This window comes from Metabacillus flavus, assembly GCF_018283675.1.
Lineage (GTDB): Bacteria > Bacillota > Bacilli > Bacillales > Bacillaceae > Metabacillus_B > Metabacillus_B flavus.
Window position 1 is genome coordinate 882495 of the sequence record NZ_JAGVRK010000001.1, and the last position, 23356, is coordinate 905850.

A 23356-nucleotide genomic window follows, 5' to 3' on the forward strand; every position below is an offset into this window, starting at 1 on the left:
GTGAGTATACCGGACAAAACCACCTCACGGCAAACGAGGAAACACTTACCTGTCTTTTGGCCGTCCCTCCTGTGATATTCTGATGTTACGAATACTCGGTTAAAAGGGTGGGGTATATGAAAATCGTAACAGCATCGACAGACGAACAGGAACAGCACATCGAAGAACTGATTGAAGAAATGTACAAAGAAGTCTTCCCAATCTACTTCTCGGATGAAACCATCGGGCAATTTGAAAAAATGTCCGTCCTGAAACCAACTGAAGAAACCATGATTTACAACGGAACGTTAAAAGAAGCTTTCGAAATTATGTCCAGCCTTCAAACCTTAATCGCCGTTCTCAAACACGCAGACGAGCAAGAAAAACAGGAATACGCCGGTCTGTACGACCGAAACCGTGAAATACTTGGCCGCTATGGCTATGATCTCCCACTGAGCATCAGCGATTTTTTAACCGCCGGCGGCCAGCGGAACCTATTCAGCCGCTACACACGAGCCGCCAATAAATATTTGATATGAGGAAAAGCTCTTCCGATAGGGGAAGGGCTTTTTTTATATGGGATGGAGAGGTGTTATGCGGTTTATTAGCAGGGGAGCTGATGGGAAAGAAGGTGGGATCGGCTGGAGGAGTAGGAACAGGCTGGTACTAAACTAGGAACGGCATGAAAAGAGAACGGAACGGCTGGAAAAATGAGTTTGGCCGGAAAGAGGGTCGACGCGTCTGAGAACGGACAGCCGCGCTAAACAACACCAAAAAACAGCCCGCTCAGCGCGGGCTGTTTTCATTTGCCTGACCATTCTTTCAGTAGCGGTTCCAGCTCTGCTTTTGTTTTTTCGCCTTCGGAAGCATCTGCTTCTTTTCCGTTTTTATAGTGGACGAGTGTTGGCGTTCCAGTGATGCCGTATGTGTCCCAGTAGTCAGGGAATTCTTTCAGGTTAAACTGGTCAATGTTGATGTTCATGTCTTTAGCAAGCGGCATAAGCTCCGGGGTTGTACGCTTGCAGTGAGGACAGTCGGATGCGTAGAAATAGACGATGAAGTCTTCGCCGCTTTTAATTTTTTTATCGAGTTCGTCAGGCAAGATGTTGTTTTGATAGTTCGGGTCATCCAATAGGGCTTCGGTGGATGGATCCAATGTGGTTTTTCCGTATGGATTGCCTTTGGCGGTTTCTTGTTTTTGATAGTTGGTGAAAAAGGCTAGTGCCCCGAATAGAACAATAAAGATAGCGGCGAAAATTATGACTTTCTTCAAATTAGCGACCTGCCTTTCTTATTTTCAAAATCATGATGCTTGAGATGATAATCATTGTAAAACCGATTAAGGCAAGGAATGGAATGGTGATGAAACCGAGCCAGTTAATGTATTCGCCTGTGCAGGGAATTCTTCCGCAGGATCCTGCGTGGTCTGCCAAAAAGGGTATTTTCTGCAGGCTGTAATGATAGATGGAAATAAGTGCGCCGATGCTTGAGAGAATCAGGCTGTATAGAGCGATGCTGTAGTCTTTCTTCGCTATAGCGATTCCAAGTATAATGACTTGGGGATACATCAGAATTCTCTGATACCAGCATAGATCGCATGGTACAAAACCGACGATTTCAGAGAAGTACAGACTGCCAAGAGTGGATGCGAAGGAAGCGATCCAAGCAAATAATAGCCAATTTTCAAGTGATTTATTTTCAGGCATAGAGGTCTCCTCGCCAACAGTATTAGACAAGAAAATTATAGTATAGGGAGAAGAAGATTGTAAACACAGATTCTTCTTGAATGTTGACAACGTTTTCACAAGTGAACTACAATGAGTATATAACGTAAACGTTTACGTTCCAAAAAGGAAGTGCTTTGATTTTGAGACCGACAATTAAAGATGTGGCCAAGCAATCAGGGGTATCTGTTGCTACTGTTTCCAGAATTGTGAATGGACTTCCGGGCTATTCACCTGAAACAAGGAAAAAGGTCATGAGGGTTATTGAAGAACTGGGTTATAAACCGAACGCAGTAGCAAGGAATTTAGTTAGCCGGAAGACAAGTACGATCGGGGTTTTGCTGCCGCAGCTTTCAAGCCATTTTGCAGCCAAGCTGCTCCAGGGGATTGAAGATGAAGCCCATACTAGGCGGTATAGTGTAGTAATCTGCAATACAGATTCCAACGGAAAAAGAACACAGGATTACTTGGAACTACTGAGGGAGAAACAAGTTGAAGGCATATTATTCGCGAGTGAATTATTGACAGAAGAATATGCCGGAACCCTGCAGGGATTTGGTATTCCCGCGGCCGTTATTGCTACAACGTCCCATGTGCCTTCCATCCCTTTTATAAAAGTAGATGACGAAGCAGCCTCATACTCAGCTGTTCAATTTTTGATAAAAAAAGGCCATCAAAGAATTGGGATGATCAGCGGGACGAAACATGACCCGATATCGGGCACACCAAGGATTAACGGCTTGAAAAAAGCGTTTATTGAAAACGGTATTCCATTTGAAGAAGGACTTATTGAATACGGTGATTTCGGCTTTAAGAGCGGGTATGAAGCAATGAAACGGCTGTATCAAAAAAATCCGGAGATGACCGCTGTTTTTGCAGCCAGTGATGAGATGGCGCTTGGAATATTATCCTTCTGCTATGAAAAAGGAATGAAAGTCCCGGAAGAGTTATCGGTAATTGGCTACGATGATACGGATATAGCGACCATGTCGATTCCTCCCCTGACGACTGTACACCAGCCTATTCAGGAGATGGGCACGGAAGCGGTTCGTATGCTGATGAAGATGATTGATGGAAATCAGCCGGAAAGCAAGCTAATGTCTTACAGGATAACAGAGAGAGCTTCAGTGAAAAATCTGACATAGGAGTTGGGGATCATGGAGAAAAATTGGTGGAAAGAAGCTGTTGTTTATCAAATTTATCCGCGCAGTTTTATGGATAGCAATGGGGATGGGATTGGCGATATCAGGGGCATCATTTCTAAGCTTGATTATTTGAAGGAGCTTGGTGTAGATGTGGTGTGGCTTTCGCCGGTTTATCAGTCACCGAACGATGATAACGGCTATGATATAAGCGATTACCGGAACATTATGGACGAATTCGGTACAATGGCTGACTGGGATGAGATGCTAAGGGAAATGCATGACCGCGGGATTAAGCTTGTGATGGATCTTGTCGTTAACCACTCTTCGGATGAGCATGCCTGGTTTGCGGAATCACGCCAATCTAAAGATAATCCGTATCGGGACTATTACATATGGCGTCCTGGTAAAGATGGCAAGGAACCGAACAACTGGGAGTCGGTATTCAGCGGGTCAGCCTGGCAGTATGATGAAGCGACGGACGAATATTTTCTTCATCTGTTTTCAAAAAAACAGCCGGATCTGAATTGGGAGAATCCGCAGCTTCGCAATGAAATTTACGATATGATGAAGTTCTGGCTGGATAAAGGGATTGATGGATTCCGAATGGATGTCATCAACTTTATCTCGAAGGAAGAGGGTCTGCCTGATGCAGAGAATCCTGAAGAACGGCCATTTGCACCGGGCGGTCAGCATTTCATGAACGGGCCGCGCATTCACGAATTTTTAAAAGAAATGAACAAGGAAGTTCTCTCTCACTATGATGTGATGACGGTTGGAGAAATGCCTGGTGTGTCCCCTGAAGAAGGCATTCTTTATACAGATGCTGAGCGCAATGAACTGAACATGGTATTCCAGTTTGAGCATATGGATCTTGATACGGAGCCAGGGAAAAGCAAGTGGCATACGAAGCCGCTTGATCTTCGTGATTTAAAGCATTCTTTATCACGCTGGCAAAAAGGCATGCAGGGCAAGGGCTGGAACAGCCTTTACTGGAACAATCATGATCAGCCTCGAATCGTTTCCCGGTTCGGAGATGACCGGACCTATCGCGTGGAGTCAGCCAAAATGCTTGCTACCTGTCTTCACATGATGCAGGGAACTCCTTATATTTATCAGGGAGAAGAGTTCGGTATGACAAACGTCCGTTTTGAATCCATCCAGCAATATAAAGATATTGAAACGCTGAATATGTATAAAGAGCGTGTCATTGAGAACAAAGAAGATTCGGCAGAAGTGATGAATTCCATCTACATTAAAGGGCGCGATAATGCGAGAACTCCTATTCAGTGGGATGATTCGGAAAATGGCGGCTTTACGCAGGGAACACCGTGGATTGGGGTCAATCCTAATTATAAAGAGATCAATGCCAAGGCAGCGGCGGCGGATCCCTCCTCGATTTTCCATTATTATAAAAACCTGATTAAACTAAGAAAGAATCATGAAATTATTGTTTACGGTTCCTATGAGCTGATTTTGGAGGAAGACCCGGAGATTTTCGCCTTTATTCGAGAATACAATGGGGAAAAACTTCTTGTTACAGCAAATTTCTCGGGAAATAATCCAGAGTTTCGACTTCCAGAAGGTTTGGAACTTAAGGAACCGGAGCTGCTTGTCGCCAATTATGAAGGACAGCCTGAAGGGACTTGCGAAGGTTTTACAATGAGACCTTGGGAAGCAAGAGTATATAAATTCTAAAACTACGGCGGACGTATGATAACGTTCGCCGTTTTTTTATTTCAAGCCACTTCGCTAATTGAGATTTTTTACTACACAACCTTAACCCTAAACATGCTCATACTAAGCAGCGAAAGGGGAGGGTAAATATGAATACAGTTAACAATATTATGTCAAAAAATGTTGCAAGTGTAACGTCCAGCCAATCCATTCAGGAGGCAGCTCAACTGATGAGCCAGCACAATGTTGGGTCCATTCCAGTTGTAGAGAATGGTCAAATGAAAGGGATTATTACGGATCGTGATATTACGCTTCGAACAACAGCTGAAGGCAGAGACTCCAATACGAAGGTGTCAGATGTGATGACATCTCAAGTAGTTTCAGGCCGTTCTGATATGAGCTATGAGGAAGCATCCCAGCTAATGGCTAAGAACCAGATCCGCCGTTTGCCGATTGTGGAAAATAACAATCTTGTCGGCATGGTTGCCCTTGGCGATCTTTCTGTGAATCAGCTATCAAATGAATCAGCAGGAAGCGCCCTTTCGAACATCTCTGACCAGGATAATCAGCATAAATAATCCGAAGAATGGGGTAGCCGGGGTCTCCCGGTTATCCTTTTCTTTTTTTTGTGAAACGGTTCATAATATAGGTAAAGGAGCTGATTTTTTTGTATAAAGCGATTGTGTTTGATTTTGACGGTTTAATTTTGGATACGGAAACCCTTCACTACGAAGTGCTCCAGGAGATGTTTAAGGAGCAGGGCTCCAGTCTTCCTCTTGACCTTTGGGTACAAGGGGTCGGCACTCAATCCGGATTTAAGCCATTTACATATTTGGAAGAACAGCTGAAAAAAACGGTTGACCACACTGCACTTCAGAAAGACAGAGAGAATCGTTTCAGTGAGCGAATCAGCAAGGAACTGGCGAGACCGGGAGTTGAGGAATACCTGGCTGCAGCGAAGGAGCTTGGCTATAAAATCGGTCTTGCCTCCAGCTCTGATTATAAATGGGTCAGCACCCATCTGAAAAATATCGGCTTGTTTGAATATTTTGAGTGCATCAGAACAAGTGATGATGTCGAAGAAGTGAAGCCAAATCCCGATCTTTATTTGAAAACAGCTGAATGCCTCGGTGTCAAACCGGAGGAATGCATTGCTTTTGAGGATTCTGCACACGGTTCGCTCGCTGCAAAACGGGCGGGAATGGCCTGTGTCATTGTTCCGAATAAAATCACAGGCGGTCTTGAGTTTGGAGAAATGGATCACCGGCTAGAATCGATGGCAGAACTGGAGTTTAAGCTGCTCGTTGAAAAATTGGAAAATAGAAGGAACGTTTAATAAGGGGAAGATAGCGGGTAAATGACTCTAATGGTAAAGGAGATGTCGTCATGACCGAAAAATTGGACTTATCTAAATTTGAAAAGAAAATGATTATCCGCAATATACAGCATAAAGACATTGATGAAATCATTAGCATGCAGCGAAAATGCTTTCCAGGGATGGATCCCTGGAAAAGGGAGCATCTTGAAAGCCATTTGGAGCATTTCCCGGAGGGCCAGTTTTGTGCGGAATTTGAAGGGCAAATTATTGGTTCATGCTCCAGTCTGCTTGTGAATTTTGATGAATACGATGACCGCCATACATGGGATGACATTACGGACAACGGCTACATCACAAATCATAATCCCGATGGCTATAATTTATATGGCATTGAAGTCATGGTTGATCCGGAGTTCAGGAGGATGAGCATTGGCTACCGCCTTTATGAGGCCCGAAAGGAATTTGCCCGCCTTCAAAATTTAAAAAGCATCATCATTGGAGGGCGAATCCCCAATTTCCATAAGCATGCTGGCGAGCTGACGCCGCGGGAATATGTGGAGGAGGTTATTCACCACCGCATATATGACCCGGTTCTTTCATTCCAGTTAATGAATGGGTTCACTCTAATGAGGATTAATCCGAGCTATTTGCCGGATGATCAGGCATCGAACCAATATGCAACGTTGATGGAGTGGAACAACGTAGACTATCAGCCGAACACAAAACGGTACTATAAAACGTCATTCCCTGTCCGGATCTGTGTTGTGCAATACATGATGAAGCAAATCGAGTCCTTTGATGAGTTTGCGAAACAGTCCGAGTATTATGTGGATGTCGCCTCTGATGCTGACGCTGATTTTGCCGTGTTCCCTGAGCTTTTTACAACCCAGCTTATGTCTTTCGGCCATGATAAAACGCCAAGCCAGGCAATCAGAAGGCTGACGGAGTTCACGGAGGATTACATTTCTCTGTTCACGGACCTTGCCGTGAAGTACAACATCAATATTATCGGCGGTTCCCACGTAGTTGAAGAGGATGATGGCGATATTTATAACATTGCCTACCTGTTTAGACGGGACGGGACAATTGAAAAACAATACAAAATTCACATCACGCCGAATGAACGCAAGTGGTGGGGGATCAGTGCAGGAGATCAGGTGAAGGTGTTTGACACAGACTGCGGAAAAATTGCCATTCAAATCTGCTATGACATCGAGTTTCCTGAGCTCGCAAGAATTGCAACAGATATGGGGGCAAAAATCATTTTCACTCCATTCTGTACAGAAGACCGTCAAGGCTATCTGAGGGTACGCTACTGTGCACAGGCCCGAGCGGTTGAAAATCAGGTTTATACCGTTATTTCTGGAACGGTAGGAAACCTTCCTCAGACTGAAAATATGGACATCCAGTACGCTCAATCCGCAATTTTTGCTCCATCTGACTTTGAATATGCAAGAGACGGAATTGTCGGAGAATGCAATCCGAATATCGAAATGGTCGTAATCGGGGATGTTGACTTGGAAATTCTAAGAAGACAGCGTCAATCCGGAACAGTACGCCAGCTTAAGGACCGAAGACGTGATCTTTATTCACTGCAGTACAAAAATAGATAATTCTAAAAGTCCGCTGCTGAAGCGGGCTTTTTTTTCATGCAGTACCGCGGCATATGCTAATATAATAAAATACATACTAGAGTATACCCAGAAAAAGATAAGCTGGCAGGAGTGTGCGGAAATGGCATTTGAAGGGCAGACGATATTGCCTGCAATACGGAATATGAAGCAATTTGATCAGTTTTTAAGCAGCAAGTACAGGTACGGGGTCCTGCTTGATACTCATCTGGGCCAGCTGAAAGGGATTGTCAAGGCTTCCGATCAAGCGGGGAAGAAGTTATTGATCCATGTTGATCTGATTCAAGGATTGAAGCATGACGAGTATGCAGCAGAATTTATCTCCCAGGAAATTAAGCCGGCAGGATTGATTTCGACAAGGTCGAATGTGATTTCCAAAACGAAGCAGCGGGGGCTCATAGCGATTCAGCGGCTGTTTTTACTGGATACGAGCGCACTTGCGAAAAGCCTGGAGCTTATTCAAAGGATGAGGCCGGATTTTATTGAGGTGCTCCCGGGGGTTGTACCGAACCTGATAGAAGAAATCAAAAAGGTGACGGATATCCCAATCCTTGCGGGCGGCTTCGTCAAGACAGAGCAGGAGGTGCAAGCTGCTCTCAAAGCAGGTGCTGCGGCTGTTACAAGTTCAGAGACAGCACTGTGGAAGGAAATGGAGAAAAACTTAAGTTAAACCGGGCAAATGAACTGGTCATAGACATGGCCGCCAAGAATTTTCCGGCGCGGTATGTAATTTATTCCAATTCCCAAAGTGTTGGATTCCTGGTCCAATAGTTAGACAAAAAATTAGTTCGATGGCTTGACAACGCTTACAATAAGTTTTAATATTAGGGACAAGTTAATTTATGTGACGGAGACGAGGAGATCCACAACTGTTCTTTACTTTTGTAAGGGGAGAGTTGTGGATTTTTTTGCTTATATTTTATCGTTTTTTGTAAACGCTCTCCTCACCAATTGACTTAGACTTACATTATGGGGGGATTTGCATGTCTGCTTTTATGGGTGAACTAATAGGAACAATGATTTTAATCGTTTTCGGCGCAGGGGTGTGTGCCGGAGTCAATTTAAAAGGGTCGTTCGCTGAAAACTCAGGCTGGATTGTTATTACCATGGGCTGGGGATTGGGGGTAGCAATGGCGGCATATGCGGTTGGTGAGATCAGCGGAGCCCATTTAAATCCTGCGCTCACCATTGGACTGGCATTAACAGGCGACTTTGCCTGGAATCTTGTACCTTCTTACATCCTGGCTCAAATGATTGGTGCATTCATTGGTGCTTCTCTCATTTATTTACATTACCTGCCGCATTGGAAGGAAACGAGAGACCCGGGAACAAAGCTTGGCGTATTTTCAACAGGACCGGCAATCCCGAATGTTTTTGCTAATTTCATTAGTGAAGCACTTGGAACCTTCATTTTAGTCCTTGGAATTCTTTCAATCGGAGCAAACAAGTTTACAGACGGTTTAAATCCTCTGATTGTCGGTTTTCTCATTGTTGCAATTGGTTTATCATTGGGGGAACCACTGGATACGCGATCAATCCTGCGCGTGATTTAGGCCCGCGGATTGCCCATTTTATCTTGCCGATTCCAGGAAAAGGCGATTCCAACTGGCGTTATGCATGGGTGCCGGTTGTAGGACCGCTTGCAGGCGGAGCTTTTGGGGCCGTGTTTTACAATTTCGCATTTAAGGGAAATATGAATTCATCATTCTGGATTGTGACCGTTATTCTGGCTGGACTTCTTGCATTAACTTATGCCATGACAAAACGGGGAAAAAGTACGGTAAGACAAACCGCATAAAAAAGCCAAAGGGAGGAAACAAAGATGGAAAAATACATTTTATCTCTTGATCAGGGGACGACGAGCTCGAGGGCGATTCTCTTTAACAAGGATGCAGAAATCGTCCACACAGCACAAAAGGAATTTACACAGCACTTTCCGAAGCCGGGTTGGGTGGAGCATAATGCCAATGAAATTTGGGGCACCGTTCTTGCGGTCATCGCTTCTGCTTTATCTGAATCAAATATTACGGCAGAACAGATTGCCGGAATCGGCATAACCAATCAGCGGGAAACGACTGTGGTATGGGATAAAAATACAGGACAGCCTGTTTATAACGCCATTGTCTGGCAATCCCGCCAGACGGTGCCAATATGCGAAGAATTAAAGGCTCAGGATTTGAATGATAAATTCCGTGACAAAACCGGACTTCTGATTGACGCGTATTTTTCCGGAACAAAAGTAAAGTGGATATTGGACAATGTAGAGGGTGCGCGTGAAAAGGCAGAAAAGGGCGATCTTCTTTTCGGAACCATTGATACATGGCTGATCTGGAAGCTTTCGGGCGGAAAAGCACATGTAACCGATTACTCAAATGCATCCAGAACCCTTATGTACAACATTTACGATTTAAAATGGGATGATGAACTTCTGGAGATCCTCGGTGTGCCAAAATGCATGCTTCCGGAAGTGCGCCCATCCTCTGAAGTTTATGGGGAGACAATCGATTATCACTTCTTCGGGAACAAAATCCCGATTGCCGGAGCAGCAGGAGATCAGCAGGCTGCCTTGTTCGGACAGGCCTGCTTTGAAAAAGGAATGGCAAAAAACACGTATGGAACAGGCTGCTTTATGCTGATGAATACGGGCGAAGAAGCAATAAAATCTGAACATGGCCTGCTTACAACCCTGGCATGGGGGGTAAATGGAAAAGTAGAATACGCTCTCGAAGGAAGTATCTTTGTTGCGGGATCTGCTATCCAATGGCTGCGGGATGGATTGCGCATGTTCAAAGATGCGAGAGACAGCGAATCCTATGCATCACGAGTTGAATCAACAGAGGGTGTTTATGTTGTACCTGCTTTCGTGGGGCTCGGAACTCCATACTGGGACAGTGATGTGAGAGGATCGGTTTTCGGGCTGACACGCGGAACGTCAAAAGAACATTTTGTGCGTGCTACATTAGAATCGCTTGCCTACCAATCGCGTGATGTACTGGATGCAATGGAAGCGGACTCCGGGATCACTCTTAAAACGTTAAGAGTAGACGGAGGAGCAGTAAAGAACAACTTCCTTATGGAATTCCAGAGCAATATCCTTGGTGTGCCGGTTGAACGGCCGGAAATTAATGAAACCACGGCGCTTGGTTCTGCATACCTGGCAGGACTTGCTGTAGGCTTCTGGAAGGACCAATCCGAAATTTCCGATAAATGGGCAATTGACCGCACATTTGAGCCGGATATGGAACAGGAAGATAGGGAAGAATTATACGAGGGCTGGAAAAAAGCAGTAAACGCTGCCAGGGCTTTCAAATAATTCAAACCTATGCTATAATAAACTCAAGTTAATTACAGTACGGTTGGAGATAAGGAGAGACCGCAGCGCTAAAACAGTGGAGACATTGTTTTGGTTCGTTGCGGTCTCTTTTTTTGCGGCTTTATCTTCTGCCAAAAATACAGGGAGGCTAACATAATGAGTTTTTCTAGTTTAGATAGAGAAAAGCAGCTTGAAAAAATGACAACCGAACAGTACGACCTGTTCGTTATAGGCGGAGGCATAACCGGTGCTGGCATTGCACTTGATGCTGCATCCAGAGGAATGAAAATCGGCCTAGCTGAAATGCAGGATTTTGCAGCAGGCACATCCAGCCGTTCCACTAAGCTAGTGCACGGAGGCTTAAGATACTTAAAGCAATTTGAAGTGAAAATGGTAGCGGAGGTTGGGAAAGAGCGCGCAATTGTTTATGAAAACGGCCCGCACGTAACAACACCTGAATGGATGCTGCTGCCGATGCATAAAGGCGGTACCTTCGGAAAATTTTCAACAGGCATTGGACTTCGTGTCTATGATTTTCTCGCAGGCGTTAAGAAAAGCGAATGGCGCACAATGCTGACAGCGGATGAAGTACTGGAAAGAGAACCGCTTGTCAAAAAGAAGGATCTGCTTGGCGGAGGCCGCTATGTAGAATACAAAACAGACGATGCACGCTTAACGATCGAAGTGATGAAAGAAGCCGTTCGATTTGGGGCAGAGCCGGTTAACTATGCAAAGGTCGATGGCCTTCTGTATGAAAAAGGCAAAGTAATCGGCGTCAAAATTCTGGATACATTAACGGGCAAAACGTATGACGTGCACGCCAGGAAAATTGTCAATGCAACAGGACCTTGGGTAGACGGTTTGAGAGAAAAAGATCATTCAAAAGAGGGGAAACACCTGCAGCTGACTAAAGGAATTCACCTTGTATTTGATCAATCCCGTTTTCCGTTGAAGCAGGCTGTCTATTTCGATACACCCGATAAACGGATGGTATTTGCCATTCCGCGCGAAGGCAAGACTTATGTAGGAACGACCGACACTGTCTATAAAAGCGACATTGCAAAGCCGAGAATGACAGAGGCAGACCGCAAATACGTGGTGGAAGCCATCAACTACATGTTCCCGAGCCTGGAAATTAAAGCGGAAGATGTTGAATCCAGCTGGGCAGGATTACGCCCGCTTATTCATGAAGAAGGAAAAGATCCATCCGAAATCTCCAGAAAAGATGAGGTTTGGACTTCCAATTCCGGTCTTATTACCATTGCAGGCGGGAAGCTGACTGGCTACCGCAAAATGGCGGAGCATATTGTGAACCTTGTAGCTGAACGCTTGAAAAACGAAACCGGAAAAGATTTCGGCAAATGCAAAACGAAAAACATGCCGGTATCCGGAGGCCATGTAGGCGGCGCATCCAGCTTCCAGCAATTTAAGAAAGTCAAAACAGAAGCAGGGCAAAAACATGGTTTGACTGAACAGGAAGCTGAGCGGCTTGCTCAGCGCTACGGTTCAAACGTGGACCAGGTTCTTGAAATCCTGGACAGTGTGAAGGACGAGGCAGCACGCCTTAACATTCCGGCCTACGTTCTTGCTGCTGCAGAATACGCAATCTCGGAAGAACTAGCAGCAACACCCGCTGACTTCTTCGTGAGACGTACAGGTGCCGTTTATTTCAATATTGACTGGGTTAGAAGCTATAAAGAACCGGTAATTAGCTACATGGCCAGCCGCCTTAACTGGTCAGAAGAGCAAAAACGGACTTACACTGAGCAATTGAATGAGCAAATTGATTACGCAGTGGTACCACTCGCTGAATAATTTTCAAATCAGACTGCCCCGGGGGACTGGGGCGGTTTTTTTTTCTGTAAATTGGGGAATGGAATGGGGTTAGATGGTGGTCTGTTATGTAATACGCGGATCCGGCAAATAACAGTTACAGACTCATTTTGGCCGGTGGCGTTCCAGGTTGTATCGGGTTTACGGGCACAATTCTGTCGATTGCAGGTAAAATCATTTCGATAACGGGCACGATGATGTCTAAAGCGTTCCAGGTTGTATCGGGTTTACGGGCACAATTCTGTCGATCGCAGGCAAAAGCATGTCGATAACGGACACAATCATGTCGATAACGGGCACAAACGTGTCGATAACAGGCAATTCGACATAGGATGACAAGGTACGACTGACCGTATTCAGACCATGGCCCTAACCAAGGCAAAACCCGCCCCATCCTGTGTTTTGTGATAAAATAACAGAGAACATGCGGTTCTTTTTCAAGACAAATTGCAGGAGAGAACAGCATGGATGGAGAAACCGTATAGAGGGATAAAACTTAGCACTTCAGGAGGTAAATGATGAACTGGACACAAAGCTATGAGCGCTGGAAAAACCAAACCAATCTTGACCCTGAATTATTGGATCTGCTTGTCAGTTTCAAAGATGATGAAAAACAGCTGGAGGATTGCTTCTACAAGGATCTTGAGTTTGGTACGGGCGGTATGCGCGGGGAAATAGGACCGGGCACAAACCGGATGAACATTTATACAGTTCGAAAAGCTTCCGAAGGCTTGGCAAAATACATAGAATCTTTCGGTGAGGAAGCGAAAAAAAGAGGCGTGGCAATCGCATACGATTCCCGTCATAAATCTCCTGAGTTTGCAATGGAAGCTGCGAAAACGCTTGCGACACATGGCATTCAAACATACGTATTTGATGAGCTTCGCCCGACTCCTGAGCTGAGCTTCGCTGTTCGCGAACTGAATGCATTTTCAGGAATCGTTTTAACGGCAAGCCACAACCCGCCTGAATATAACGGCTACAAAGTATATGGCGAAGACGGCGGCCAGCTTCCGCCTGCTGCGGCAGATGAAGTCATTTCAAAGGTGAACGAGCTTGAGGATGAGCTTTCCATCCAGGTTAAGGATGAAGAGAGCCTGAAAGAAGCCGGTCTGATCAAAATCATCGGTGAAGAAATTGATGAGAAATATACTCAAAGGCTGACGACGATTTCTGTGAATCCTGAGCTTTCTAAAGAGGTAGACGTAAAGGTAGTTTTCACACCTCTTCACGGAACGGCAAACAAACCGGTGCGGAGAGGACTCGCAGCACTTGGATATGAAAATGTAACAATCGTGAAGGAGCAGGAGCTTCCTGATCCGAACTTTTCAACTGTTAAGTCTCCTAATCCGGAAGAGCATGCGGCATTTGAATTGGCGATCCGCGATGGAGAAGCAGCAGGAGCTGACATCCTGATTGCAACTGATCCGGATGCAGACCGCCTTGGGATTGCTGTTAAAAACGAAGCGGATGAATACGTCGTTTTGACAGGAAATCAAACAGGTGCGATACTGCTTCACTACTTACTGTCCGAGAAAAAAGCAAAAGGCATTCTTCCGGACAATGGCATTGTGCTTAAAACAATCGTAACCTCCGAAATCGGCCGTGAAGTGGCATCCTCCTTCAATCTAGAAACGGTGGATACACTAACCGGGTTCAAATTCATCGGAGAAAAAATCCGTGAATACGAAGAGTCCGGCGAGTATACGTTCCAGTTCGGCTATGAGGAAAGCTATGGCTACCTAATCGGCGATTTTGCACGTGATAAAGATGCCATCCAGGCTGCATTGCTTGCTGTTGAAGTATGTGCTTTCTATAAAAAGAAAGGCATGACGCTGTATCAGGGTCTGCTTGAGATTTTCTCCACATACGGCTACTTCAAGGAAGGCTTGAAGTCCTTGACGCTGAAAGGAAAAGAAGGCGCTGAGCAGATTCAGGATATCCTTTCAACCTTCCGTTCGAATCCGCCTGCTGAAATAGCCGGCAAAAAGGTAACGGTTGTGGAAGACTACAAAACGAGTGAAAGACAGCTGAACGTCTCCGGTGAAAAAGAAGAAATTGATCTTCCGAAGTCCAACGTTCTGAAATATTTCCTTGAAGATGGAACGTGGTTCTGTCTTCGCCCATCCGGTACGGAGCCTAAAATCAAATTCTACTTCGCTGTTAAAGGGACTTCCCTTGACGATGCTGAGCAGCGCCTTGCGCATGTTGAAAAGTCCGTAATGGAAGTGGTTGAAGAGATTATTACGAATAAAGCAGGGAAATAATAGGATGCAAAAAACGCTTGGATTTGATCCAAGCGTTTTTTTTTGTGCTGCTTATCTGGTTGCAACGGCGGCTAGGTGCCAGTCCCGTCATCCTTCACCGCAGCGGGGGACACAGACAATGCCTGATGAGCCCTTATGCCTCAAGGGTTCGCAAGATAGGTGCCAGAGCTTTAGTACGATAAAATTTAAGGGGACTGACACGGTGCCAGTCCCGTCATTCTTCACCGCAGCGGGGGACACAGACAATGCCTGATGAGCCCTTATGCCTCAAGGGTTTGCAAGATAGGTGCCGGAGCTTTAGTGCGGTGAAATTTAAGGGGACTGGCACCGTCACTCCACCGTCACTCCACCGTCACTCCACCGTCACCCCAACCCTTTACTCCCCCTGTGAAGGACACGCTGCTTCAACGATCCGTTCCAAATCTTTATCCATAATAAACACTTCAATGCGCTCACCGGTTTTTGTACTGATGTCGCTATGACTTGAAAGCACCTTGGAGCCGGTAAGACCCTCAATGATTTCTTCGAATTTTTGACTGTACATTTCCCTGAGCAGCTGCCTCATATGCTTGACGAGCTTTCGGCCGTCATCCCGTTCGACAAGGTGTTTTTCCTCAACTGTCAGGACCCCTTTAAAGCGGGTGATGACCATATCCCGAAGAATATAGGTCTTTGCTTCCTGAGGACCTCTGCCGATCAGTTCGCGCTGAAATTTAATTAAGGCTTCACTTACGTCCGCTTCCAGTTTCTTTTTCGTTGTATAAGGCAACCCGATATCCTCCAATAACCCGAATGATTTCCAGATAATCTTAATCAGCAAGAAAAAGTTTGTCAACTGGAGAAAAACAAAGAAATAATGCGAAAACATTATCTCAGAATCATAAAACGAAAGAATGAGAGCAAATATGAGGAAATATGACTGGATTTCCGCCTCGAAAGGGTATTTACTTTGGAAGGCCGCAAGATTAAAATAAATCTCGTAAGAAACAATTAAAGACGGCTTAGTCCCTGGTCACAGGGAACGGAGGAACCAATTTTTTGGGGTTAATTCTGCAGCAGCAGAAAGGATGAGAAACTCTTTCGCCATCCTACCCGTCAGCTAACTTCGTCGGCTAAAGCGAAGGAGGTCCATGACCGCCTTAAAAGGGTGTTTTTTTATGGAGTTTTTTAAAAAACTCTGCAAAAAACCCTCGATTCCGCTGGTCTTTTTATTTTGCTTACAATATGAAAAATGCAAATCGAAAAGTGAAAAGTCTGGGAGACTGGACGTAAAGGAAGCTTCTGGCTTGCTGGACGTAACGTAGACCAATGAGTACTTTTTTTCCGAGTAGACAAATCTTGGCTTGGCCCTGTTGATCAGGCGCCGTAGCTCTATTAGGATTTGTCCGGGGAAGGGGTAAGCATTGGTCTATTTTTTGTTTTCAGGTTCTCTCCTTCCTTTGGAGGGGGGGAACAGGAGGGCAAACAGCGGAGGCAGCCATTCGCTTCCAGCAGCTTTTCGGAATTGCACATTCTGGTAGGAGGTCAGGTATGGACATTGTGGCTATAGGGATTGCAGCCATTTGTTTCGGGCTGTTTTACGGATTTATCGTATTCTGTGAAAAAGTAATAAAAGAATAGGAGTGGCGGATATGATCTTTTTATTAATCCTCGTACTTGGTTTGTCAGCATATTTAATTGATGCCCTTATTCATCCTGAAAAATATTAATTCGAATGCCGGAGGAGAAAAACATGGATTTTGTTCAAATGGGAATTGTCCTGCTGCTTGTTGTGCTGCTGGCTATTCCGATGGGGAAATATATTGCACGCGCCTTTTCGCTAGAAGAGACGAAGCTGGACCGGGTGTTCGGCTTTGAGAAAATCATATATAAGTTATCCGGAATAAAGCTTTCATCTATGACTTGGAAGCAATATGCGATTGCCGCTTTGCTTTCCAACATTGCGATGTTTGCCATCACCTATCTCGTTGTTAGACTGCAGCACGTTCTGCCGGGAAACCCAAGCGGAATTGCAGCCATGGACCCGTTTTTATCCTTTAATACGATTTCAAGCTTTTTAACAAATACGAACCTTCAGCACTACAGCGGTGAGTCTGGATTATCGTACCTGTCGCAGATGATGGTTATTATGTATTTGATGTTTACGACGCCTGCTACAGGGCTCGCCATTTGTATCGCATTCTTTAGAGGCCTGACAGGGCAAAAGAGCATGGGGAACTTTTACGTAGACCTTGTTCGTGCACATACACGAATCCTGATTCCGCTTTCGATAGTGGTTGGTCTTGTTTTAGTAAGCCAGGGCGTTCCGCAAACGCTAAGCGGTACAGTAAATGCCGAAACACTTGAAGGCGCCCAGCAGCAAATTGCGAGGGGGCCGGTTGCGGCACTTGAATCTATCAAGCACTTAGGTACAAACGGAGGAGGATTCTTTGGAGTCAACTCTGCCCATCCATTTGAAAACCCGAATCCATTTACAAACGTTTTAGAAATTCTTTCGATGTTCCTGATTCCGGCATCTTTGCCATTTGCCTTTGGACATATGGCGAAAAGCCGCAAGCAGGGATGGATCCTGTTCAGCTCAATGGGCATCATTTTCCTAGCCTTCCTGGCTACCGCCTATTTTGCTGAAAGTAACGGAAACCCAGCGCTTGCAAACATCGGACTTTCCCAGGAAAACGGAAGCATGGAGGGGAAAGAGGTTCGATTTGGAATTGCCCAAAGTGCCCTGTTTACAACGGTAACAACGGCAGCAACTACAGGAACAGTTAACAATATGCATGATACGCTGACTCCGCTTGGCGGAATGGTTCCGCTTGGATTGATGATGCTGAACAACATCTTCGGCGGTGACGGTGTCGGTACGATCAATATACTGATGTATGCGATTCTCGGTGTTTTCCTCGCTGGACTGATGGTTGGACGAACGCCAGAATTCCTCGGCAGAAAAATTGAAGCAAAAGAAATGAAGCTGATCGCGATTACCATTCTTGTTCATCCGCTGATCATTCTTGTTCCATCGGCCATCGCTTTGGCTACCGAAATGGGCTCATCAGCGATTTCCAATCCAGGATTCCACGGAATTTCACAGGTAGTGTATGAATTCACTTCATCTGCTGCGAATAATGGATCTGGATTTGAAGGACTGGGCGATAACACGCCGTTCTGGAATATTTCCACTGGTGTTGTGATGCTGCTTGGACGCTACTTGTCCATTATTGCCATGCTTGCTGCCGCCGGATCACTTCTCAGCAAGAAGCCGGTGCCGGAAACGCTTGGAACATTTAAAACCGACAATATGACGTTTATGACGATTCTTATATTCACAGTTATTGTTGTTGGAGCCCTTACATTCTTCCCGGTGCTTGCACTAGGACCGATTGCAGAATGGCTGACGATTGCGAACTAATACAAAGAGAAGAGAAGGAGCAAGATCATGAATACGAAGCGGAAAGCGACGATGACAAATGATATTGTCAAACAGGCTTCAATCGATGCCTTTAAAAAATTAAATCCAATGACGATGGCGAAAAACCCCGTAATGTTCGTAGTGGAAATCGGCTTTATCGTCACGCTCATCCTAACACTGGCTCCTAGCCTGTTCGGTCCTGGGGAAAGCGCCGGCTATAACGGGATTGTCAGCATCATCCTGTTCATAACAATTCTTTTTGCAAATTTTGCTGAAGCGTTAGCGGAAGGACGGGGAAAGGCTCAAGCGGATTCGCTGAAAAAAACGAAACAGGACACGAAAGCAAAGCTTCTTCAAAAGGATGGTTCTTACAAGTCAGTCAGCTCCACAGATTTGCGGAAAGGCGACATTGTCCTAGTTGAAGCGAACGAGCTGATTCCAAGTGACGGAGAAATTATTGAAGGGGTATCGGCAATTGATGAATCAGCCATTACCGGAGAATCTGCTCCTGTTATTAAAGAATCAGGCGGCGATTTCAGCTCCGTGACGGGCGGAACAAAAGTCATCAGTGACGCTATTAAGATAAAAATCACAACAGACCCGGGTGAATCATTTCTTGACCGGATGATCGGACTTGTCGAAGGGGCGAAACGCCAAAAAACACCGAATGAAATTGCACTGAATACATTGCTTGTCAGCTTGACCCTGATTTTCCTGATTGTTTGTGCAACACTGCTTCCAATCTCATCTTATGTGGATGCAGCCGTTCCAATTGCGACCTTGATTGCTTTGCTGGTCTGTCTCATTCCAACGACCATCGGCGGCTTGCTTTCCGCGATTGGGATTGCTGGAATGGACCGGGTAACGCAGTTTAATGTCATTGCGATGTCTGGGAAAGCAGTAGAGGCTGCCGGGGACATCAACACAATTATCCTCGATAAAACCGGAACGATTACACACGGAAACCGGATGGCTGCTGAGTTTGTGGCCGTTGGAGGAACAAGCAAAACAGAATTGAACAGAGTAGCGATGGAAACCTCTCTTTTCGATGAAACACCGGAAGGCCGCTCTGTGATCGAGCTTGCGAGAAAGCAGGGAGCTTTGGAAGAAAAACGGGATGGCGCTGAAGGAGTCGAGTTTAAAGCGGAGACCCGGATGAGCGGAACGGATTTCGCTACAGGAAGAAAGGTAAGAAAAGGGGCCGTTGATGCAATAAAGGAATATGTAAAAGATCAAGGCGGAACGATTCCATCCGATCTTGATGACCAAACCACGATGATCGCAACAGAGGGCGGAACTCCGCTTGCAGTTGCAGACGGAAGTCGCATTTTGGGCTTAATTTACTTAAAAGATACCGTGAAACCAGGTATGAGAGAACGGTTTGATGAGCTTCGCAAAATGGGAATCAAAACAGTCATGTGTACAGGGGATAACCCGCTTACAGCCGCTACAATTGCCCGCGAAGCAGGAGTGGATGACTTCATTGCAGAAGCAAAGCCTGAAGACAAAATTGCTGTCATTAAAAAAGAACAAGCGGAAGGAAAATTGGTCGCAATGACCGGAGATGGAACGAATGACGCACCTGCACTTGCCCAAGCAGACGTGGGTCTTGCCATGAACAGCGGAACCATCGCCGCGAAAGAAGCAGCCAATATGGTCGATCTTGATTCAGATCCAACGAAAATCATTGAAGTCGTGGCCATCGGCAAACAATTGCTCATGACCCGCGGAGCGCTGACAACTTTCAGTATCGCCAATGACATTGCGAAATACTTTGCCATTATCCCTGCCATGTTTATGCTTGCGATTCCTCAAATGCAGGCGCTGAACATTATGCAGCTTGATTCACCGCAAAGCGCGATTCTTTCTGCTCTAATCTTTAATGCAATCATCATTCCGCTGCTCATCCCGCTTGCAATGAAAGGCGTCAAATACATTCCGATGAGCGCAACGAAGCTATTAAACCGCAACCTATTTATTTATGGATTCGGCGGTGTCGTCGCTCCGTTCGTTGGAATTAAAATCATTGATATGATTCTATCTGTTTTTTAAATTTAGAGAAAAAGGTGAAGATCATGTTTAAAAATATACGAATTGCCCTAGTCCTTCTTGTAATCTGCGGCATTGGCTATCCGCTGCTGATGACAGGAATTGCACAAGCCGTCATGCCGGCGAAAGCGGATGGAAGTCTGATTGAGAAAGATGGAAAGGTTATCGGCTCAGAGCTGATTGGACAGACGTTTAAAGATCCTTCCTACTTTACAGGACGTGTTTCTTCTATAGAAAACAATGCAGCAGGTTCCGGATCAGGGAACTATGCACCATCAAATGCGGATATGATTGAGCGTACGAAAAAAGATATCGCAGCCTTTCTAAATGCGAATCCGGATGTAAAGAAAAGCGATATTCCGGCAGACCTGCTGACCAACTCAGGCTCCGGACTGGACCCGCACATTTCACCGATGGCAGCAGAAATTCAGATTCCGAGAATCTCCAAGCTTCGCAATCTGGATGAAAACGAGCTGAAAGATATGATAAAAAAACATACAGAAGGCCGCCAGTTTGGGCTGTTCGGCGAGCCAAGAGTCAATGTGCTGGAACTGAACATGGAGCTTGGTCAGAAAAAGTAACAAGTTAGGGGGCGGATGCGATGGCCGATCAATATAGACGAAAATCACCTGAGGAGCTTCTGGACTCCATTTCCAAACTCCATCGCGGCCGTCTGAAAATCATATTAGGAGCGGTAAGCGGTGCGGGAAAAACGTATCACATGCTGCTTGAAGGCCATTCTTTGAAGAAAAAAGGGCTGGACGTCGTGATCGGTGTCATCGGCAGAGGGGAAAATCGCCCGAAAACAGAAGAAAAAATCGGAACGCTTGAAACGGTTCTTCCCATCCAATGGCGCCGCGGAGACAGCATTCGCTATGACTTGGATCTGAAGCGTCTCATTGAACGGAACCCTGAGGTGGTACTCGTCGATAATCTGGCAAAAAGAAACCGCCCCGGAGCGGAAAATCCAAGCAGGCTGGACGATGTACTCGAGCTCCTTGAGCACGGAATCAGTGTCATCACCACCTTAAATATTTATGAACTGAGCGGTGCCAGGCAGGTAGCCGAAAAGCTTACGGGCATTAAAGTGAAAATTGAGGAATGCCTTCCAGAGGACACCTTAACCAGGGCAGACGAAGTCAAGCTTCTCGATGTTCCGCCTGAAGCCATTTTGAAAAGGCTTCAGGAGGGATGCCCGGAAGGTCTGTACGGGGAATTGTTCAGTCAGGGGAGCCTGACCGCTTTGCGTGAGCTTGCTCTTCGTTTTTTGGCAGGGGAAGTGGGAGAGGATCTAGAGGAATACCGGGAAAAACAAGGGCTGATCGGAGCCTCCGGTGCCTCGGAGCGAATCCTCGTCACAGCGCAATATCACTGGAACGGCTCAATCTTAATCAGAAGAGGGCACCAGATAGCCAAACGGCTCGGGGGAACTCTGAACGTCGTTTGCTTTATCCCGCACAACCGGTCGATCACCTCCGAGCAGGCGGCCTTTAAACGATCGATGAAAAAACTGACAGAGAAACTGGAAGGGAAATTCGAGGAGCTGCCGCTTTTAAATGAAGATGCCCCTTCAGCCATCGTTTCCTATGCAACGAGGAAAAACATCACCCGGATTGTAATGGGCCATTCCAAAAAGAGTGTATGGGAAGAGCGAATCCAGGGATCGGTTGTGAATAAGATTCTTCGCCATACGCGGAATATCGATATTTTCCTTGTCCCAGACAGGACCGAAGCTGAAGGAGAGCGGCTCCTGCCTGCTAAGCAGTCGGAGCTTCCCGTTAATCCTTTTAGGCGGCTCTCAGCAGATGAAATGGCCGATGAAATCAGTAAAATCCGGCGGGGGACGCTGAAAATTTATATCGGTGCCGCACCGGGTGTCGGTAAAACATACACAATGCTAAGGGAAGCGAATGAGCTGAAAAAAGAAGGAATCGACATTGCCATCGGTCTCCTCGAAACCCATGGACGCAAGGAAACCGAGGAGCAGGTAGGAGAACTTGAGCTTATACCGAGAAAACAGATTCCTTACAAAAATGTCGTCTTAGAGGAAATGGATACAGCCGCGATTATCAAGCGGAATCCTGAAGTTGTCCTTGTCGATGAACTCGCTCATACCAATGTCCCGTTCAGCAAGTATTTGAAGCGGTACGAGGATGTTGAAGAAATTCTTGAAGCGGGAATATCGGTTATTTCCACAGTGAACATTCAGCACCTGGAATCTCTGAATGACAGTGTTGAGCAAATAACAGGGGTGAGAGTACGTGAAACGATTCCGGATCGGGTGTTAACCGCTGCGGATGAAATCGAACTGATTGATATCTCCCCGAAAGCCCTCAGGCAGCGGATGAGGGAAGGAAACATATACGCCCGGGAAAAAGTCGAGCAGTCGCTTCAGAATTTTTTCAAAACCGGCAACCTGATTGCGCTGAGAGAACTTGCGCTAAGGGAAGTAGCCGATGACGTAGATGAAAGGCTTGAATCATTAGAGCGAAGCCAAACAATGCGGGGGCCATGGAGAAAGCAGGAAACGATTTTCGTCTGCATCAATCTCCGTCCCGAAAGCGAAAGACTGATTCGAAGAGGCTTCCGCATTTCCTACCGGCTTAAAGCGAAATGGTATGTGATGTTTGTAAAAGGTCCGGCACCTCTTTCAATGGAAGAGGAAGCCCTTTTGAAAAAAGCCAGGATGCTGACCGAGCGTCTCAGTGGAGTCTTTTTGCTGCGGGAAACAAAAGAGTCCGGGAAAGTCGTCCAGAATATCGTCATCCAGCTGATTGATAAAAAAGCGACTCAGCTCATCGTCGGACACACCTCCAGATCAAGGGTGGAAGAGCTATGGAAAGGGCGGGTCGTCCAAAATCTGCTAAAAGAAACAAGAAATTATGATGTTCTTGTTGTTGCAAATCCAACCGACTCAGCTAAAGGATAGGAGAGTGTACCATGTCAGGCGACACGAGCTAGTTTCCATGTGTTTCATCATTCGTAACTAAAACGGAAAGGGATGAACATGGATGAAA

The 23356-nt window shown here is 45.8% G+C and carries 18 protein-coding genes, 1 pseudogene and 1 riboswitch; of the genes and pseudogenes, 16 read left to right on the forward strand and 3 right to left on the reverse strand.

Annotated elements, in window-relative coordinates; all coding sequences use genetic code 11:
• Positions 1 to 116: 116 nt before the first annotated feature.
• The gene (locus J9317_RS04670) at positions 117 to 518 is read left to right on the forward strand and encodes a DUF5365 family protein (RefSeq protein ID WP_211556696.1); all 402 of its coding nucleotides are present in this window, start codon (positions 117 to 119) and stop codon (positions 516 to 518) included.
• A gap of 263 nt (positions 519 to 781) precedes the next feature.
• Here the strand turns inward: J9317_RS04670 and J9317_RS04675 are convergent, their stop codons facing one another.
• Positions 782 to 1252 carry a thioredoxin family protein gene (locus tag J9317_RS04675; RefSeq protein WP_211556697.1) on the reverse strand — a complete coding sequence of 157 codons (471 nt, stop codon included), beginning with the start codon at positions 1250 to 1252 and terminating at the stop codon, positions 782 to 784.
• 1 nt (position 1253) lies between these two features.
• Positions 1254 to 1685, reverse strand: a complete 432-nt coding sequence (locus J9317_RS04680) for a disulfide oxidoreductase (protein WP_211556698.1) — start codon at positions 1683 to 1685, stop codon at positions 1254 to 1256.
• A 161-nt stretch (positions 1686 to 1846) separates the two neighbouring features.
• On the opposite strand from J9317_RS04680, the gene J9317_RS04685 reads away from it, so the two are divergent.
• From J9317_RS04685 to J9317_RS04730, 10 genes and pseudogenes are all read left to right on the forward strand, one after another.
• Positions 1847 to 2848 carry a LacI family DNA-binding transcriptional regulator gene (locus J9317_RS04685; RefSeq protein WP_211556699.1) on the forward strand — a complete coding sequence of 334 codons (1002 nt, stop codon included), beginning with the start codon at positions 1847 to 1849 and terminating at the stop codon, positions 2846 to 2848.
• Between the two features lie 12 nt (positions 2849 to 2860).
• Positions 2861 to 4543: a glycoside hydrolase family 13 protein gene (locus J9317_RS04690; protein ID WP_211556700.1), complete on the forward strand. Its 1683-nt coding sequence runs from the start codon at positions 2861 to 2863 to the stop codon at positions 4541 to 4543.
• Positions 4544 to 4671: 128 nt separating this feature from the next.
• Positions 4672 to 5100 (forward strand): CBS domain-containing protein, encoded by a 429-nt coding sequence (locus tag J9317_RS04695; RefSeq protein WP_211556701.1) that lies wholly within the window; start codon positions 4672 to 4674, stop codon positions 5098 to 5100.
• Positions 5101 to 5189: 89 nt separating this feature from the next.
• Positions 5190 to 5858, forward strand: coding sequence for an HAD family hydrolase (locus J9317_RS04700; RefSeq protein WP_211556702.1), 669 nt, complete (start codon positions 5190 to 5192; stop codon positions 5856 to 5858).
• Between the two features lie 50 nt (positions 5859 to 5908).
• A complete protein-coding gene (locus tag J9317_RS04705; RefSeq protein ID WP_035404925.1) occupies positions 5909 to 7453 on the forward strand; it encodes a bifunctional GNAT family N-acetyltransferase/carbon-nitrogen hydrolase family protein in 1545 nt (514 codons plus the stop codon).
• A 121-nt stretch (positions 7454 to 7574) separates the two neighbouring features.
• Positions 7575 to 8141, forward strand: coding sequence for a glycerol-3-phosphate responsive antiterminator (locus J9317_RS04710; protein ID WP_211556703.1), 567 nt, complete (start codon positions 7575 to 7577; stop codon positions 8139 to 8141).
• A gap of 346 nt (positions 8142 to 8487) precedes the next feature.
• Positions 8488 to 9269 (forward strand): annotated as a pseudogene (locus tag J9317_RS04715) (MIP/aquaporin family protein).
• A 24-nt stretch (positions 9270 to 9293) separates the two neighbouring features.
• Positions 9294 to 10784 (forward strand): glycerol kinase GlpK, encoded by a 1491-nt coding sequence (gene glpK / locus J9317_RS04720; RefSeq protein WP_211556704.1) that lies wholly within the window; start codon positions 9294 to 9296, stop codon positions 10782 to 10784.
• A gap of 156 nt (positions 10785 to 10940) precedes the next feature.
• Entirely contained in the window at positions 10941 to 12599 is a 1659-nt protein-coding gene (locus tag J9317_RS04725) for a glycerol-3-phosphate dehydrogenase/oxidase (RefSeq protein WP_211556705.1), read from the forward strand.
• Positions 12600 to 13135: 536 nt separating this feature from the next.
• Complete coding sequence (locus J9317_RS04730; RefSeq protein ID WP_211556706.1) at positions 13136 to 14884, forward strand: phospho-sugar mutase; 1749 nt, start codon at positions 13136 to 13138, stop codon at positions 14882 to 14884.
• A gap of 376 nt (positions 14885 to 15260) precedes the next feature.
• Here J9317_RS04730 and J9317_RS04735 read toward each other — a convergent pair whose 3' ends face one another.
• Positions 15261 to 15653: a Na-translocating system protein MpsC family protein gene (locus J9317_RS04735; protein WP_211556707.1), complete on the reverse strand. Its 393-nt coding sequence runs from the start codon at positions 15651 to 15653 to the stop codon at positions 15261 to 15263.
• Positions 15654 to 15872: 219 nt separating this feature from the next.
• A riboswitch (cyclic di-AMP (ydaO/yuaA leader) is annotated at positions 15873 to 16013 on the forward strand.
• Between the two features lie 502 nt (positions 16014 to 16515).
• On the opposite strand from J9317_RS04735, the gene J9317_RS21010 reads away from it, so the two are divergent.
• The 5 genes from J9317_RS21010 to J9317_RS20765 are packed head-to-tail and all read left to right on the forward strand — an operon-like array spanning position 16516 to position 23268.
• A complete protein-coding gene (locus tag J9317_RS21010) occupies positions 16516 to 16593 on the forward strand; it encodes a potassium-transporting ATPase subunit F (protein ID WP_123920017.1) in 78 nt (25 codons plus the stop codon).
• A 23-nt stretch (positions 16594 to 16616) separates the two neighbouring features.
• Positions 16617 to 18290 (forward strand): potassium-transporting ATPase subunit KdpA, encoded by a 1674-nt coding sequence (gene kdpA, locus J9317_RS04745; RefSeq protein WP_211556708.1) that lies wholly within the window; start codon positions 16617 to 16619, stop codon positions 18288 to 18290.
• Positions 18291 to 18317: 27 nt separating this feature from the next.
• Positions 18318 to 20342, forward strand: coding sequence for a potassium-transporting ATPase subunit KdpB (kdpB, locus tag J9317_RS04750; RefSeq protein ID WP_211556709.1), 2025 nt, complete (start codon positions 18318 to 18320; stop codon positions 20340 to 20342).
• Between the two features lie 23 nt (positions 20343 to 20365).
• The gene (gene kdpC / locus J9317_RS04755; protein WP_211556710.1) at positions 20366 to 20920 is read left to right on the forward strand and encodes a potassium-transporting ATPase subunit KdpC; all 555 of its coding nucleotides are present in this window, start codon (positions 20366 to 20368) and stop codon (positions 20918 to 20920) included.
• A gap of 20 nt (positions 20921 to 20940) precedes the next feature.
• Positions 20941 to 23268 (forward strand): universal stress protein, encoded by a 2328-nt coding sequence (locus J9317_RS20765; RefSeq protein WP_211556711.1) that lies wholly within the window; start codon positions 20941 to 20943, stop codon positions 23266 to 23268.
• Positions 23269 to 23356: the final 88 nt, after the last annotated feature.